The following is a 15252-nucleotide window of genomic DNA, read 5'->3' as shown; positions in this document are numbered from 1 at the left end:
GGCCGTGTCCCGGGCAGTGAACCGAGCTCAACGAAGCTTCGTAGAAGGGATCGACATCCGTGACGGATGCGAACAACCCGGACGCCCCTGAGGGAGCGGAATCCTCCGTGGAGGAGCTGGAACGCGTCACCGACCGCATCGAGCCGGTCGACATCCAGGTCGAGATGCAGCGCAGCTACCTCGACTACGCGATGTCGGTCATCGTCGGCCGCGCCCTGCCCGACGTCCGTGACGGACTCAAGCCCGTCCACCAGCGCGTGCTGTACGCGATGTACGACGGCGGCTACCGCCCCGACCGCGGGTTCTTCAAGTGCGCCCGCGTCGTCGGCGACGTGATGGGCAACTACCACCCGCACGGCGACAGCGCCATCTACGACACCCTGGTCCGGCTGGCCCAGTGGTGGTCCATGCGCATGCCGCTGGTCGACCCCAACGGCAACTTCGGCTCCCCGGGCAACGACCCGGCGGCCGCCATGCGGTACACCGAGTGCAAGCTCGCCCCGCTGGCCATGGAGATGCTCCGGGACATCGACAAGGAGACCGTCGACTTCCGGCCCAACTACGACGGCCGCTCCTCCGAGCCCGTCGTGCTGCCGGCCCGCTTCCCGAACCTGCTGGTCAACGGCTCCTCGGGCATCGCGGTCGGCATGGCCACCAACATCCCGCCGCACAACCTGCGCGAGGTCGCCGAGGGCGTCAACTGGTACCTCGACAACCCCGAGGCCTCGGACGAGGACCTGCTCGACGCGCTCATCGCGCGGATCAAGGGCCCCGACTTCCCGACCCGCGGCCTCATCGTGGGCAAGCGCGGCATCGAGGAGGCGTACCGGACCGGGCGCGGCTCCATCACCATGCGCGCCGTGGTCGAGGTCGAGGAGGACAAGCGGGGCCGCCAGACCCTGGTCGTCACCGAGCTGCCCTACCAGGTCAACCCGGACAACCTCGCGCTGAAGATCGCCGACCTGGTCAAGGACGGCAAGGTCAACGGCATCGCCGACGTGCGCGACGAGAGCAGCGGCCGCACCGGCCAGCGCCTGGTCATCGTGCTCAAGCGCGACGCCGTCGCCAAGGTCGTGCTCAACAACCTGTACAAGCACACCCAGCTCCAGGAGACCTTCGGCGCCAACATGCTGGCGCTGGTCGACGGGGTGCCGCGCACCCTGCGCCTGGACCAGATGATCCGGCACTGGGTCAAGCACCAGGTCGAGGTCATCGTCCGGCGCACCCGGTACCTGCTCCGCAAGGCCGAGGAGCGCGCCCACATCCTGCGCGCGCTGCTCAAGGCCATGGACCGGATCGACGAGGTCATCGCCCTCATCCGCTCCAGCGCCTCCGCCGACGACGCCCGCACCGGCCTCATGGGCCTGCTGGACATCGACGACGTCCAGGCCCGCGCCATCCTCGACATGCAGCTGCGCAAGCTGGCCGCCCTGGAGCGCAACCAGCTCACCGCCGAGTACGACGAGCTCATGGCGCAGATCGCCGACTACACCGACATCCTGGAGTCGGACACCCGCCAGCGGACCATCATCCGCGAGGAGCTGGGCGAGATCGTCGACAAGTACGGCGACGAGCGGCGCACGCACATCATCCCGTTCGAGGGCGACATGCGGATGGAGGACTTCATCGCGGAGGAGGACGTGGTCGTCACGATCACCCGCGGTGGGTACGCCAAGCGCACGCGCATCGACAACTACCGGGCGCAGAAGCGCGGCGGCAAGGGCGTGCGCGGGGCGCAGCTCAAGCAGGACGACATCGTCCAGCACTTCTTCGTCACCACCACCCACCACTGGATCCTGTGCTTCACGAACCAGGGCCGGGTGTACCGGACGAAGGCGTACGAGCTGCCCGAGGCCGCCCGCGACGCGCGCGGCCAGCACGTCGCCAACCTGCTGCCGTTCCAGCCGGGCGAGGAGATCGCCCAGATCATGGCGCTGCGCGACTACGAGGCCGCGCCGTACATGGTCCTGGCCACCCGCGAGGGCCTGGTCAAGAAGTCCCGCCTGGAGGACTTCGACTCGGCGCGTTCGGCGGGCATCATCGCGATCAACCTGCGCGAGGGCGACGAGCTGATCGCCGCCCGCCTGGTCTTCGGCGACGACGACCTGCTGCTGATCTCCAGCGACGCCCAGGCGATCCGCTTCCCCGCCTCCGACGAGTCGCTGCGCCCGATGGGCCGGGCGACCAGCGGTGTGATCGGCATGCGGTTCCTGGAGGGCGACTACCTGCTGAGCATGGACGTCATCCGGCCCGGGGACGGGTCCACCGACGTCCTGGTCGCCACCGAGAACGGCTACGCCAAGCGGACCCCCTCCGACCAGTACCCGGTGCAGAACCGGGGCGGCAAGGGCGTGCTGACCGCCAAGGTGGTCGAGGCCCGCGGCAAGCTGGTGGGCGCGCTCATGGTGGACCCGGAGATCGACGAGGTCTTCGCGATCACCTCCGCCGGCGGCGTCATCCGCACCGGCGCCGCCGAGGTCAAGCAGTCCGGCCGCACCACCATGGGCGTCCGGCTGATGAACCTCGACAAGGGCAACAAGATCGTCGCCATCGCCCGCAACGCCGAGGCCGGTGACGCCGAGGAGGAGCTGGAGGCCGCCGAGGGCGACACGGTCGAGGAGACGGTCGCGGCCGAAGGCGAACCCGAGGCCTAGACTGCGCGTTAAGTCCCGATAGGACCCGTGGGGGTACGGACCATCCCCGCGGGTCCAGGTCGCTTCAACCACCCGCTCTCAAGGAAAGTCCAGCGGAACGTTTCTATGTCTGACAACCAGCGGAACACCACCACGAACGACACCGCTCCCGCAGGGGACGTGGAGACGACCGACACGGCCCTGGAGGGCGGCGGAGAGGCGGCCACCATGACGGAGACCCCGGGCGGTTCCGAGCCCCAGGAGGCGGCGGCGGGCAAGGCGACGCTCAGCAGCCGCAAGGCGCACCTGACCGTGTCCCGCGTGGAGCCGTGGTCGGTGATGAAGTTCAGCTTCGTCGTGTCGTTGGTGTGCTTCATCATCCTGTTCGTCGCGATCGCCGTGATCTACGTGACCCTGTCCATGCTGGGCGTGTTCGACGAGCTGACGAACATGATCACCGCCCTGCTGGAGGGCGACGGCGGCGGCGAGGACGAGCTGGGCCTCAACCCCGCCGCGTGGTTCTCCCCCGGCAGGGTGCTCGGCTACACGGGTGTGGTCGGGGCGCTGAACATCGTGCTCATCACCGCCCTGTCGACGGTGGGCGCCATGGTCTACAACCTGGTCGCGGACCTGGTGGGCGGGCTGGACATCACCCTCTCCGAGGCCGAGTAGCGATCCTGCCCCGGCGGGCCCGGTCCCTTGGGGGCCGGGCCCGCCGGCGTTCCGGCGGGTGTTCGGAGCACTCTTCGCAGCCGGTAAAATCGAAGGTGAAGAGGGCCGCGCGTGCCGCGTCCCGGCTTCACCCCGCCCCCGGATACCGGTTCGCCCCGGTCCACCGGATGCGGTAGAGTTCCACACGGAACAAGGGCGTATAGCTCAGTCGGTTAGAGCGCATCCCTGATAAGGATGAGGCCCCAGGTTCAAGTCCTGGTACGCCCACACAGTTTGTGCAGTTCAGAGCCTTGTTCTCCACCTCGGAGAGCAGGGCTCTTCCTCTTTTGACCGTCATCTGACCGTGAGAACCCCACGGCATCCCCTGTCAGAACCCGTACTTCCCCGGCATGTGCGGCACCGGCCGGACGCCAAGTCGACAACAGATCGAATCGCTATGTCGACTCGACTCTAGTCGATCGCCTCTGCTCGGGCAGGGGCACGCCCAGCAGCTCCAGGAGCTCTGCTGTGACCACCCGGTAGGTCCCGCCGTAGCGGAGCAGCTGACAGGGGAACTCACCGCGCCTGGCAAGCTCGTAGGCCATCGTCCGCCCCATATGCAGGGCGCGAGCGGCCGTCATCAAGTCAACCGCCGCTGGCAGGTCGTACAGCTCTCGGATCGTGAACGCCCTGGTCTTCTTGGTCACAGGTCTCCCTGGGTCGATCTGGTCGTCAAAGGGGGTAAGCCTCTAGAGCCACAGCTCGTGACATCGATGCCGGCTACGGACACCTCCGCTGCTTCGAAAAAGTTGCGGCTTCTCCGTCCGACCCGGAACGAAAGCCCTTCGAACTGTCGTGGTGTAGGTATGACACAGACACACGACGCACCGGACCCGGCGAAGAATGAGGCCCCTGAGCCGACGGCGGCCGAGATCGAGGCATGGGAGCGAGAGAACTTCTTCCTCCCCGCGGATGAGGCCACGCCTGAGACACACCCGGCCCTCTACAACATCTCGGCGGGACTGATGATGTTCGCTGGTGTGGTCCGCCCTTTGGATCCCCAACTTCCCGACTACGTCACCATCCCGATGTTCCACGCTTCCACGGAGTTGATCGTTGAAGTCAGTAAGTGGAATGTTGTCTGGGAAGCAGGCCAGTTTCGTCGACGATTTTTCAGCGTCGACGACCTCCCCGAACCGATCGCGAAGATCGCTGAGCTTGGCGATATCAACACGATCCTTGTCCCGTATACCCTGTCTCGGTACTTCGAGTACGCACCGTTGTTCCACCTGTTGCCCAAGGACACCTTGGATCGCTTTGGGCTGCCGATTTTGCGTCGAGGCCAGTGGCCGTTCATAATCAACCCTGGCGATGCCGACCGCTTTCTGCCTGCGGACTTCGAACAGCGCCTGGCGAAAGCATGGGCATGGTCAGTCTGGCCGCACATCAACTCTGGCTCACCGATGCAAGCTTTCTCCGGAAATGATCCGATACGAATTCTCTCGCACAACCTAAACTACTGGGTTCCGCCGGTCACGAAGATCATCCAGGACACTCTTGGGAAGTTCCCAGAGGTTGACAAAGGTAAGACGGTCGGACCGGTTCCCCTTGAGGATGGGAGTTTTCTTCCGGGTGCCGTTACGGGCAATCCGCGCCAAGGCGGTTCCGTATGGACGGGGAAGGATGAGGCTGCGGAGATGGTGGCCGCCACGGTAGAAGCAGCTGATGCCACTGGAAACTTGAGAGGCATCATGGATGCCGTGCGTTCGCACCGGGTTGAGGACGACTTTTCCGGCCGGTGGTCGTACGCCCGTGAGGACTTCGAACGCAAACTCTACCGCAAACGAAGCAAGGTGCAGGTCCGTTTCGTGGAGCTGACCGACACCATCCCGGTGCAGGGTCCTGAGAGCGAGGTCCTAGGCAAGCTCGTCACCAGCGATTTTCTCGCGCTCCTGAACGAGAAGCAGCGCGAGGTTGTTGTCTTGCTCAATAGCGGGTTTCGCCAGCATGAGATCGCTGAGAAACTCGGCTACGCCAACCACAGCCCGATTTCCAAGCGGCTTACCCAGGTCCAGCGGAAGGCTGTGGAGTTCTTCGGGCTGGACAAATGAGGGTAGATCATCTGCTGAGGGAAGCGAAGGCGTTTTAGAACACTCTGTTGTGGGTCCAGCCGGTAACGATTAGGGCGCCGCCCCGGGGCCTGCTCGCGATGTAGGACAGCCAACGCAATGCGTCTTCCAACGCTGGTCTACCCGTGCCACACGTTTGCTTGGATCGCCGAAGCCATGAAGGACTCAAACTGTTCCGGAGAAAGTGGCAGAACAGGGGACACGGACATCTCCTTGTTCTATGCTTGTACATAGTTGATTTCGTGACCACCACGCGAAACCGACCCAAGCATGATGCGCCGACCCCACCGGCGCTCGTGGTTGAGCCCCGGAACACCACCCACAGGAGGGTCTTCTGTTCGTGTTCCTTGATGCTCAACTAACGAAAAGCGAAAGAAACCATGCTTAGCTATCTCATTCTTCTTCTGCTGGCGCTCTTGACAGGCCTCATCGGCGTCCTGGTCGCCCGAGAGTCAGCACAGACCTGGGGCATGTCCCTCCTGACCGGGCTGGGCTTGTTCCTCGGAGCGCTTACAGCTTTTGCCTTCGTGGTCTAGCGATTCATCGCTGCCCTGGTCGCGCGTCTGGGTTGTGCATTGTGTGATCAGGGCAGCTTGCACGGCTTGTAAAACAGCCATCAGATCGGTGCGTATTGAGGTGGTCAGCTCACTCCGGTGCTGGAGTGTTCGCCCGGACCTGCTCCTCGTACTCGCGCATCACCTGGGACACATCCTCGGTCGCGACGCCCCAGACCGCGTTACGGGCTTCCTCCGAAGCCTGCTCTGGGGAGAGGTTTCGCGAGGCTATAGCCATCTCTGATGGGTGAAGGCAGGCACGCGGCGTGCGGCCCGCTGCCAGATCCGAACGAACTTCGGCGTAGATCTCTAGCACCAAGTCCAGTCGGTGCCCGGACAAGGGCTCTTCAACGTCGAGGCCGCGATAGATGGCGGGAGCGAAGATGACGTCGCCGCGACACTCGCCGGGCACTTCCACCACCGAGTCGAAGACCTGGATCATGTGGTTGGCGACGGGGTTCTCGTCAAGTTGCTCGCAGTCGTAGGGAGCCATCCAGAAGGCGTTGACTGAGGGCATGTCCACCAGGTTTTCTGCCCCCATTTCGCCGTTGACCGTAGTCTGGTCCTTCTTGAGGTGCTTGGCGATGGCTCGGCGGCTACCGCGGGCCCGGTCGAGGGTGCCGTCGGGGTGCACGACCAGATAGTCACACACCTCGGTCTCAGGAGTGTCGGGCGGGGTGAGCTCGGCGTAGAACGCTTCCTTCTCCTCGTTGCTCATGGGGGCAGGATTAGTGTCGGTCACGAGATTCCTCCTGGCAAGAACGTGGGGCTTCAGTTTGTCACCACGTGGGGGAGGTTCGTGTCGGCTCTGCACGCACGCTGTGCTGCCTCGGGGCTGCACGGCCATGCTGGCTCTCCATAGAAGCAGCCAAGGAACGCGGTCCTCAATCTAGGAAGGTAAGAACTTTTTCTGGTTCGAGACCTCGGGTTCCAACAGCACGGGGCATTCTGGAGTACCGACACGGACTTCACCCCCCAAGGATCAGATGAGCACCTCGGCTGGCAACCAGAGTTTCGAACTGGACGTTCGGGTTCTTGATAACACTGCTTCCGACCTGGTCGGCATCGCTCGCCAGTACTGGGACCTTCGTGGCCTGGACGAGGCTGGCGTGAACCCCCTATGGCGTACACGTGTTCGCGAGATCGATACCAATGGCAGGGGCGGACGGCACCACCTTCTGGCAGCCGCTGCGAGCCGAGCGGTCGCGAAGGGTTACTTCTGTGCCTCATGCGAGGAGGAACTTTCCTTGCCCAACCGCACCGCCCTGAACCAGATCCTCTCCGGAGATGACAGTGTGGTCTGCGTTGACTGTCATCCCACCCTCATGGAAGAAGCAGAACAGTATAGAAACCCTGACACATGGGCTGCCCGCCAGGCTGAACGGCGCCGAGAGAAGCAATCGATCAATGAAGTCTACGCGGAGGCGGAGGAGTTCTGGATCCGTTCGCATCGAGAGGTGTTGCAGCGCACTTACGCTCTCCTCTGCCAGCCTGAAGATCAGCTTCCTCGGCTAAGTGTTCGCCAGGAGCTTGCCGCTCTGGCCGTGGTGAGGAACGCTGCTAAAGGCGGGATCATCAGTCTCAAGGAGCATTTGACCCTGCCACCGCTCTCCCCTGACAACAGGGATGTGGAGACTCTGGTCGAGCTACGTGCCCACGAGGTTCTTCACATCCACCCGTCAACCCCGATGGAGTCGATGTGCTGGAGGATTGGCAGTTTCAGCGAGGCTGTTGCTCATGCTGAGGGAGATTTGGGTAGTCTTCCGGCACCCGAATTGACGGGATCTTACTTCCCTTACAGGACACGGTTCTATGTGTCATATGGCCGGGACCTCCAGGGCGCTGTCTCCTCGGCGGACACGGAGCTTCTTCGACGCCTAACACACGCTCTGAACGACTACGAGCGATTCGCTGCCCTGGAAAGACTTCTCGCTGAGGTGATTGCCGAGGAGGGTGTGCGTTACTTCGATCACAAGCTGATGGAGCACCATCTGCCGGCTGTTCCCGAAGAAAGGCGTCCTCGGTTGCGAGAAGCTGCGGAGAAGGTGGCCCAGGTTCGGTGTCTGGGGCAACTCTACTTCGCAGCTTGGGCCGCGACTCGGGACGCTGCTGCAGCTGCCCGACGTCATCCCCGTTCCCCGTTGGCCAGCATGACCGAACACGGACTTCGGCGCTTTGAGACGCTTACCCAAGAGATGGTGCAGGACGACAGCAGGTACGCGAAGACGTTCGCAGAGGAATCCCAGTTCCCGCTGTCAGCGATGGCACGGACCTTGTTCCACACAGTCCTCGACATGAACCCGATGGGGACCAGTCTGCCTCAGCTCCAGTCCATGCGTCCTGCCAGGCCTGCTCCCGCAGAGTCACAGGAAGTCAGTCCACCTCCGGTAGCAACCGCAGAGGAAGCCGAACCTGAACTCGTCCACCCCGCATTGGACGACAAGGAGTTCCCCGCCGTTGAACTTCAGGCTCGCCAGCTGGCAGCTGACCCCGGATCATGGTCCCCCCGGGACTTCGCCACTGCCTTCCAAACCGTGCGCGAAGACATCTCGCTCGTCTGGGACGCGGATCACCCCAGCCACTCCACCCTCCAGGCGGCTACCGGAGCACTGGAGGTTCACCTACTTCAGCTCAGTCCCTACCTCAAAGAACGCGAGGCCATCTTGGCCACCGTGCTTGCCGCTGGCTTGTACAGGGAGCTCATCGGTGCCCGCCCTAACGCTTTGCCCGCAGGCAGGGTCGTGGTAGGCCTGCTCGTCGAAGCTCTTTTCCGCAGGGAGAGGGCTGAGAAGCCAGCGGAAAGAGCAGACGATGAGTGAGTACGTCCTGCCCTAACAGGTCCCGGGAAGGGAGGTTCCCGGGACCTTTGCTACTGGTCTACTGAGCCAGCCGGAGGAACGCCACCCACTCGGCCGGGGGCACGGTGAGGTGGCCCAGCTCCCGGTTCTGTGTGTCACGGACGTCCGCGCCGCTCACGCTCTCCCGGACCTCAACGCAGTTCGAGCCGCCGTCGGAGTAAGTGCTCTTGTGCCATGTCGGCTTACTCGTGTTCATCGCTCAACTTCCTGTACTCATCCCGCAGGCGCGAGAAGGTCTCATCCGGGCTCCGTGCCACACTCTGCAGCGCCGCGAACTGCATGCGCCATGCCGTGACTTCCGTGGACGTCGTCACCAACTGGCCGTGCCGAGCGCTCTCAGCGAACAGCACGTCAGGATGGTCGCCTGACGTGATCAGCTTAAACGGGCCGCCGGTGCCGGGATGCTTCCGTGTGTTCATGGGGATCGTCTGCACCGTGATACGGCCTCGCTCGACAAGGTCCAGCACGGATTCCAGCTGTTCCCGGGTCGTCTCCAGGCTCCCGTACCGGCGGTACAGCAGGGCTTCGTCCGCGACGATCCATAGTTTGGGGTAGGGGCGGCTCGTCAGCGCCTCCGCGCGCTCCGCCCTGGCCTTCGCCCGTGACTGCACTTCCTCGTCGGTGAGCCATTGGGCCCCGTGCTTGATGAGTGCCCGCGCATACGCCTCTTTTTGCAGGTGAGCGGGCCAAACGAGAACAAGGTACTCGTAGACCGCGCTCGCCTTGTCCGTCAACTCCGCGACTTCCGTTTTCCATGCTTCCCGGCCATCGCCGGTCAGCTCTTCCCACACGCGGGCGAGGCGCTCCGACCCTAGAGCTTCCCCCAGATCCGAACGCAGTTTGGGCGACGGGGTCGTGAGTCCTCTCTCAACTGCGGAAATGGTGCTCTTGCTGGTGTTCGCGGCTCGCGCCAGGGCCGTCTGGGTCATGCCGGAGTCCTCGCGCATGGCTCTCAGCTCGCGCCCATAGCGGGCAATGGCTTCTTTTTCAGGGGGCATGACAGGTATGACATCACAGATTCCAGGATGTGTGTTGCCTTTCCTGGAAAATCTACTGTCGAACATAGCGCTCCAGTGTCGGCGTAATGCCCTTCACCTGGGAAAGGGCGGTCGGCGACACTGAAATTCCAGCGCCCCCTCTCCTCCAGGAGTCTCCGCATGAGTGCGCACGCTCGCAGATCATTCGCGACCCCGGTGTCGGACCTGGTGGCAAGCCTCCGTGAGGAGTACCTCGTGGACGCGGAGGCCGGCCCGGGGCCGGATCGTGTCACGGCCGTGCGAGACGGCGTGGCCATGACCCTGTGCCGTGAGCGCGGGTGGTGGTGCCACGAGTGGCGCTCCCGTGGGTGCGTAGTGGTCCTGGACCGCATGCATCCGGAAGGCATGGAGTGGGTGACCGCGCGGACGGTCGCCGCTCTCCTCACGACCAGGGGGACCCGGCTGTGACCCCCTGGACATGCCCGGAGTGCGGTCGGACGGAAATGGGCGGCCACACGGCACACAGCAACTGTCCCAAAGGCAATAGCCAAGACGGATCCGATGACGTTCCGTTCCGGATCGGGGATGAGGCAGAGGCGTGGCGATCCCTGCTCTCCGCCTCGCGGCCCCGGTCCCGACCCACGACGAGGGCCGTCTTTCCCTCCAACGCACCACTTCCCCGGCGGAGCCGGAACATCCCCTACTTTCCGCGATCCGACGCGGAGGAAGGGCGGCAAGGATGCTGCTGACCGACGACTTCTCAGAGATCCCGGACCCGGACAAGGACGAGAAGGGGTTCGCTGACCACCTCTTCGACGCTGTGAGCGGCACGTTGCGCGAACTGCCTGAAGCAGGGGGCTGGATCGACCCTCCGGATCAGGCCGCCGAGGCAGAACTCCGGGCGGCGCTCGCCCAGGCCCGGAACGACTTGCAGGAACTCAGGCGGATCCTCATCGAATCCGACACGGCGTTCGGTCGGCTCCATGAGTGGATCACGGCCGGCCGGCCGCTTCCGGGCCCGTGGCGCAAGCCCTGCGTCGCGGCCCCGAACCCCAGCCTGCACGAGGACGGGGACAACCTCCGCTCCTGAACACACCACGGCCCCGCGACGCTGGCACGTCCGGGGCCTGGACAACGCTACGAAGGAGCGTCGTCATGCGACACGTTATCGAATTCCTGACCTTGCTCGTCCGCCTCGTCCGTCCTGCCCGGGGACTTCACGCCGGACCGCGTGCGTTCAGGGGCAAGGCCTGGCCCCGCCGTGCGTCCCGCGTTCGCCGGTACGCCTCCGACGCGCCGATCATCGGGAGGGCCGACCGGAACATGGACGGGGCTGGTTCTCTCTGCCTGCCCGTTCCCGACCCATGCCCGCCGATGGATACGGCTCCCCATGGACCGGTCCCGGCGTCCCGAACGCGCTTCGGCAACTGGACTCCCACCGTCCGGCCGGAAGCCGTGAACCCTCCGGCTGACATCGTGCGAGGCCACTACCGCGCCCACGAGGCACGCACCCGGCGTGTGAACGGGGACTCCGCCGGAGAACGCTTTGAAGCCGCGTCCACCGTTCGGATGGCTTCGTAGGCACCTCGGCTCGGTGATTTTTTGCGGTCGGCGAGCTACTGGATCATGGGCCCGACAACGCAACAGTGCTTCTACTGCCGTCTCTCCCCGGCACTTGGCGCCCGCCCCCTCGGAGGACGGTCCCAGGGACAGCCGACCAGCCCACCGGTTCAGGTCAAAGTCAACTGATAGACAGCTCGACTACGGCCCGGCCCCTTGAAGTCGGTGATGACGGAGACACCGTTGATCTCGTGGTCGCCGGGGACGTTCTCGAAGCCGAGGGCGGTCCAGCTGGAGTGTGCTGCTCGATTGTCGGGTTCGGACGTGAGGTAGAGACGCCGGCACTTCCACTTCTCGGCCTGGGAGCGCACGTTCTGCAGGAGCGCTCGGGTGATGCCGCGGCGACGGTGGTCGGGATGGGTCATGACGTCTTGCACGTAGATGTCCGCGGGGTCGTCCTGGCTGCGGAAGGCGATCACCGCTCCGGCGACGGTGTCATCGCTGTCGATGGCGATGGGACAGGTGGAGGAGAACAGGGTGGCGTAGAGCCAGTAGTCGGACAGGGTTCGTGCGGAGATGTACGGCTCGCCGAGTTCCATGAGCCGTAGGACTTCGCCGATCCGTTCGGGGCGAAGGGGCGTGACGATCACGAGCGCTCCTCGATGTGGATCTTGTGGACGATGGTGGTCAGCTGGCGTGCCATGTCGGCGGGAGCGACGGCGTCAGCGATGCTGCGGCCGACGATGACGATATCCCAGTCGTCGTTGGCGGTGAGGGCGTCATCGACCGGGCTGAAGCCGCCGGAGACCGCGACGGGCAACTGGCTGCATGTCCGGATCGTTCTGGCGGCCGCGAGGGGGTGGTTACCGCCTATGCCGAGGTCGATGTTGGTGGTGATGACGAAACCGTCGACACCGGTCCGTTCCATGTCGCGCAGCCATGAAGGTGTGAGGCGTTCAGGTGTGACGTCGAGCGTGAGCGCGACTCCGAGGCGGCGCGCCGCCGAGACGGCGGCGGAAACACTGGCGATCGAGGCCGGCCCGATGAGGAGGACGACATCGGCTCCCGCCTCGGCTGCGAGCTCGACCTGGTCACGGCCCCAGTCAGCGGACATCATTTCGGCCACCACGAACGCTTCCGGTGCATGGCGCTTGACCGTCTCGATCGCAGCGACACCCGCTCGCTTGATCAACGGATCGCCCACCTCCAGGAAGTCGACTCCGGCAGTGGCGGAGGCTGTGGCGATCGCAACCGCACGGTCGAGGTTGTGGACGTCGAGGGCCACCTGGATGGAGCGCCGACCCCGGCGGCGCCGGTAGTGTTCTCGCGCGCTCTGCATCCCTGCCTGGGAAGCGTTCAGCCTCTGGACAGCCTGGGCTTCCCGGACGGTGAGCCAGTGAGAGGAACTCACCCCTTGGGATACCAGGGATTGTTCTAGGTCAGACGGCAGCTCGACCCAACCGGTCTGGACTTCCCTGAGTAACCCGAAGAGGGCGCCGCCCTCACGCGGGGGCACTTCGTCAGTTGACCCCCCGTTGAGAAGCCGAATCCTTGCCAGGAGCTTCGCCGCGGAAGGGGGAGGGGTGTCCCAATTCTTGTCGCTGTCGGCACTGGTGATCGCCGCGTGGGCCAGCTCCGGGTTCGGCAGCGGCGCCTGTGGCCCGGCCAGGAGCCCTTGCAGGGTGCGTTCGCGAACGTGCCAGTTACTGTCTGCCAGTAGGACCTGGACATGACTGTGCACGGTTGCGGCGTCGAGTGTTCCCACCGCTCGGGCAACGGCCGCGCGCACCTTGTAGTCGTCGTCGTGGACCAGGTGCTCGACGATGCGATCCACATGCGCCGGGTTGAGTGCACGGCGTTCCAGCAGCGCCTCCGCGAGGCCTGCGCGTACTCGCCAGTCGAGATGCTGCAGGAGTTGCTGAAGCAGATCGGCGTGATCACGCCCGGCACCGGTGAACAGATCGAAGTACCGGGCCAGGAAGGCGGCCTCCTCGGCGCGGTCCAAATCGATACAGTCCGCGATGAGCGTACTGACACGGATGTCCAGGGCTTCTTCGATGTGGTGGGCGACGTCGTTCCAGATCTCGAACCCGTAGGTTCGCAGCTGCTGGACCACCCAAGATGCGTACTGGTCGCCGAGCGCCTCCGCGATGTTCGGAGAGGCGAGCAGCGCACGGGCGAGCTGACGTGTCGGGGCCTGGGCGCACCGGTGGGCGCACGCGCGAACGACCTCGGCTGAGGCGAGGCCACCGCTGACCGCCGTGGTTTCGAGCAGCATCGGCAGCGCGGTGTCCAGACCGATCGATGGTGCCATGGCGATGACCTCGATGAGGGTGGGCGCCTGGCAGTCGAGGGCGCACACGACGAAGTCGAACACGCCCCGAGCCGCTGCCGAGCGTACGGCACGGTCGGCCAAGTCGTTGAAGGCCGCAATCGTCGCTACGGAGCGTCCACGGGCCGTCATCTGGTCGGCGATGCGCACGGCGAGGAAGTAATCCCGGAACACGTCGTGCGTGAATCGTTGCCGCCCTTCAGGCGTGTGCTCGACGAATGCAGATGTCGACTCCTGGTCGGGAGAAGCCAACGCTCGAGTCGAGGCGGACGGTTGGACCGCACTGGCCAACAGGCCGGGGATGGCCTCGGGCATCAGTTCACACGCGAGCCGGGTGAGGCGATCCAGTTCCGAGCCGATGTTGTGAGAGTTGCGGCCGAGAACCGTACGGACGCAGTGATCGACGAGCCGGAAGGCATTGATCGCGCCCGGCCGCGCTCGTACGTGAGCGGTGCCTCCGGCACTGCGCAGCATCTCCATGTACAAGGGTGTTCTTGCCAGGGACTGCAGCGATTCCGGAAGGTCATCGAACGGGACCTGGTCTGTGCGACGTGCCCGGTTCCAGAGTTCGCGGGTCTCGGCCAGAGTCCATGGCGCCATGGTGTGGGACGCCCCGGACGACTGCGCTACGTAGCCGAAGACGGCCGCCGCCAGAACGGGGAAGCGTGAGAGGTCGGGCACGGGCGGCGTTCTCGCCACGAGGAGGAACCGCAGGCGATGGGAATTGACCTGCCGCAGGATGCCATCGACCTGTTGACCGACGACGGTGAGTTGTTCCTCGGCGTCTACACCGTCGATGACCACGATGCACGTGCGCTTCAGGGAGCCCGATGCTCGCTCCAGGGTCAACAGCGCGTCTTCGCCACTGGGGAACGAGGCGTACCGCAGTATCTCCGTGGCGAGGCTTGTCGTGGAGAGCCCCCCGACGGAACAGCTGTGGAGCTGGAAATCCACCTGCTCGGACCACCGGCGCGCCAGGTATTCGGTGAGGAGGGTCTTCCCACTACCGGTGCCTCCGGTGAGGACGAAGACCCGTGCTGGGGAGCCGAGGAACTGTCGGAACCGTTCGACGCCGCTCTGCTCGGGTTGGTACGCCGACTCTGCGACAACGCTTGGAGCCGCGTCGAGGAGGGCTGTGGTCCGCTCTCCGGAGTGGTGGCCAAGACGGTTGCCGTCGGCCGCCAACGCCTCGTTCTGCGGGGTGCTCGGACCGGTCGGCTCGGCGGTGATCTCGGATCGCAGGATGAGCTCGAACCGGTCAGCCACCTCCGGTCCGGATCGAGCGAGATCCGTGTCGAGGAGTTGCTGTGTGTCGTAACGCAGCTTCGCTTGGGCGCCTCGCCGTTCCCAGTTCGACACGGCCGCATCGTTGACCCCGAGATGGGCGGCGAACTCACGAACGCTCATGCGTTTGGCCTCGCGAAAGGCGCGTGCCTCCCGGCCGGTCCATCGGGCCACCACCGAACCCATGGGTCCGTATCCCTTCCGTTTCGCACCGGGCCGTCATCGTGCACCTTACGGTAGCCAGCCGACAGCAGAAGTAGAGCAGGACTAGGAC

General features: G+C 64.7%; 11 protein-coding genes and 1 tRNA gene. 6 read left to right on the top strand and 6 right to left on the bottom strand.

Annotation, left to right across the window (positions count from 1 at the left end):
- The first annotated feature begins 59 nt into the window (after positions 1-59).
- From gyrA to ABZ249_RS11240, 3 genes are all read left to right on the top strand, one after another.
- On the top strand, positions 60-2654 hold the full coding sequence (gene gyrA, locus ABZ249_RS11250) for a DNA gyrase subunit A (protein WP_355260512.1): 2595 nt from the start codon (positions 60-62) through the stop codon (positions 2652-2654).
- A gap of 105 nt (positions 2655-2759) precedes the next feature.
- Complete coding sequence (locus ABZ249_RS11245; RefSeq protein WP_220564004.1) at positions 2760-3305, top strand: DUF3566 domain-containing protein; 546 nt, start codon at positions 2760-2762, stop codon at positions 3303-3305.
- A 193-nt stretch (positions 3306-3498) separates the two neighbouring features.
- Positions 3499-3572, top strand: a tRNA-Ile gene (locus tag ABZ249_RS11240).
- Positions 3573-3739: 167 nt separating this feature from the next.
- Here the strand turns inward: ABZ249_RS11240 and ABZ249_RS11235 are convergent.
- Entirely contained in the window at positions 3740-3889 is a 150-nt protein-coding gene (locus tag ABZ249_RS11235) for a hypothetical protein (RefSeq protein ID WP_355260509.1), read from the bottom strand.
- A gap of 261 nt (positions 3890-4150) precedes the next feature.
- Here ABZ249_RS11235 and ABZ249_RS11230 point away from each other — a divergent pair, with 261 nt between their 5' ends.
- On the top strand, positions 4151-5395 hold the full coding sequence (locus ABZ249_RS11230; protein ID WP_355260506.1) for a sigma-70 family RNA polymerase sigma factor: 1245 nt from the start codon (positions 4151-4153) through the stop codon (positions 5393-5395).
- A gap of 663 nt (positions 5396-6058) precedes the next feature.
- On the opposite strand, the gene ABZ249_RS11225 is transcribed toward ABZ249_RS11230, so the two are convergent.
- The gene (locus ABZ249_RS11225; RefSeq protein WP_355260503.1) at positions 6059-6685 is read right to left on the bottom strand and encodes a hypothetical protein; all 627 of its coding nucleotides are present in this window, start codon (positions 6683-6685) and stop codon (positions 6059-6061) included.
- A gap of 529 nt (positions 6686-7214) precedes the next feature.
- Here ABZ249_RS11225 and ABZ249_RS11220 point away from each other — a divergent pair.
- Complete coding sequence (locus ABZ249_RS11220; protein ID WP_355260500.1) at positions 7215-8786, top strand: hypothetical protein; 1572 nt, start codon at positions 7215-7217, stop codon at positions 8784-8786.
- Positions 8787-8844: 58 nt separating this feature from the next.
- Here ABZ249_RS11220 and ABZ249_RS11215 read toward each other — a convergent pair whose 3' ends face one another.
- Together ABZ249_RS11215 and ABZ249_RS11210 are read right to left on the bottom strand one after the other, a co-directional pair.
- Positions 8845-9021, bottom strand: a complete 177-nt coding sequence (locus ABZ249_RS11215) for a DUF397 domain-containing protein (RefSeq protein WP_248772880.1) — start codon at positions 9019-9021, stop codon at positions 8845-8847.
- Complete coding sequence (locus tag ABZ249_RS11210; protein WP_355260497.1) at positions 9008-9889, bottom strand: helix-turn-helix transcriptional regulator; 882 nt, start codon at positions 9887-9889, stop codon at positions 9008-9010. Before ABZ249_RS11210 ends, ABZ249_RS11215 begins: the two co-directional genes overlap by 14 nt.
- Before the next feature lie 652 nt (positions 9890-10541).
- Here ABZ249_RS11210 and ABZ249_RS11205 point away from each other — a divergent pair.
- A complete protein-coding gene (locus ABZ249_RS11205) occupies positions 10542-10892 on the top strand; it encodes a hypothetical protein (protein ID WP_355260494.1) in 351 nt (116 codons plus the stop codon).
- Between the two features lie 640 nt (positions 10893-11532).
- Here the strand turns inward: ABZ249_RS11205 and ABZ249_RS11200 are convergent.
- Both ABZ249_RS11200 and ABZ249_RS11195 read right to left on the bottom strand, forming a co-directional pair.
- Complete coding sequence (locus ABZ249_RS11200; RefSeq protein ID WP_355260491.1) at positions 11533-12012, bottom strand: GNAT family N-acetyltransferase; 480 nt, start codon at positions 12010-12012, stop codon at positions 11533-11535.
- Entirely contained in the window at positions 12009-15164 is a 3156-nt protein-coding gene (locus tag ABZ249_RS11195) for an orotidine 5'-phosphate decarboxylase / HUMPS family protein (RefSeq protein ID WP_355260488.1), read from the bottom strand. Before ABZ249_RS11195 ends, ABZ249_RS11200 begins: the two co-directional genes overlap by 4 nt.
- Between the last annotated feature and the right edge of the window lie 88 nt (positions 15165-15252).

The organism is Nocardiopsis sp. NPDC006139, assembly GCF_040614155.1.
In the GTDB taxonomy this organism is placed as follows: domain Bacteria; phylum Actinomycetota; class Actinomycetes; order Streptosporangiales; family Streptosporangiaceae; genus Nocardiopsis; species Nocardiopsis changdeensis.
This window is presented reverse-complemented; position numbering and strand designations above follow the sequence as displayed.

Excerpts from the sequence above, each read along its gene's own strand:
- ABZ249_RS11245 (WP_220564004.1), top strand. The coding sequence starts at position 2,760 with ATGTCTGACAACCAGCGGAACACCACCACGAACGACACCGCTCCCGCA.
- ABZ249_RS11235 (WP_355260509.1), bottom strand. The coding sequence starts at position 3,889 with ATGGCCTACGAGCTTGCCAGGCGCGGTGAGTTCCCCTGTCAGCTGCTC.
- ABZ249_RS11230 (WP_355260506.1), top strand. The coding sequence starts at position 4,151 with ATGACACAGACACACGACGCACCGGACCCGGCGAAGAATGAGGCCCCT.
- ABZ249_RS11225 (WP_355260503.1), bottom strand. The coding sequence starts at position 6,685 with ATGAGCAACGAGGAGAAGGAAGCGTTCTACGCCGAGCTCACCCCGCCC.
- ABZ249_RS11215 (WP_248772880.1), bottom strand. The coding sequence starts at position 9,021 with ATGAACACGAGTAAGCCGACATGGCACAAGAGCACTTACTCCGACGGC.
- ABZ249_RS11210 (WP_355260497.1), bottom strand. The coding sequence starts at position 9,889 with ATGTTCGACAGTAGATTTTCCAGGAAAGGCAACACACATCCTGGAATC.
- ABZ249_RS11205 (WP_355260494.1), top strand. The coding sequence starts at position 10,542 with ATGCTGCTGACCGACGACTTCTCAGAGATCCCGGACCCGGACAAGGAC.
- ABZ249_RS11195 (WP_355260488.1), bottom strand. The coding sequence starts at position 15,164 with ATGGGTTCGGTGGTGGCCCGATGGACCGGCCGGGAGGCACGCGCCTTT.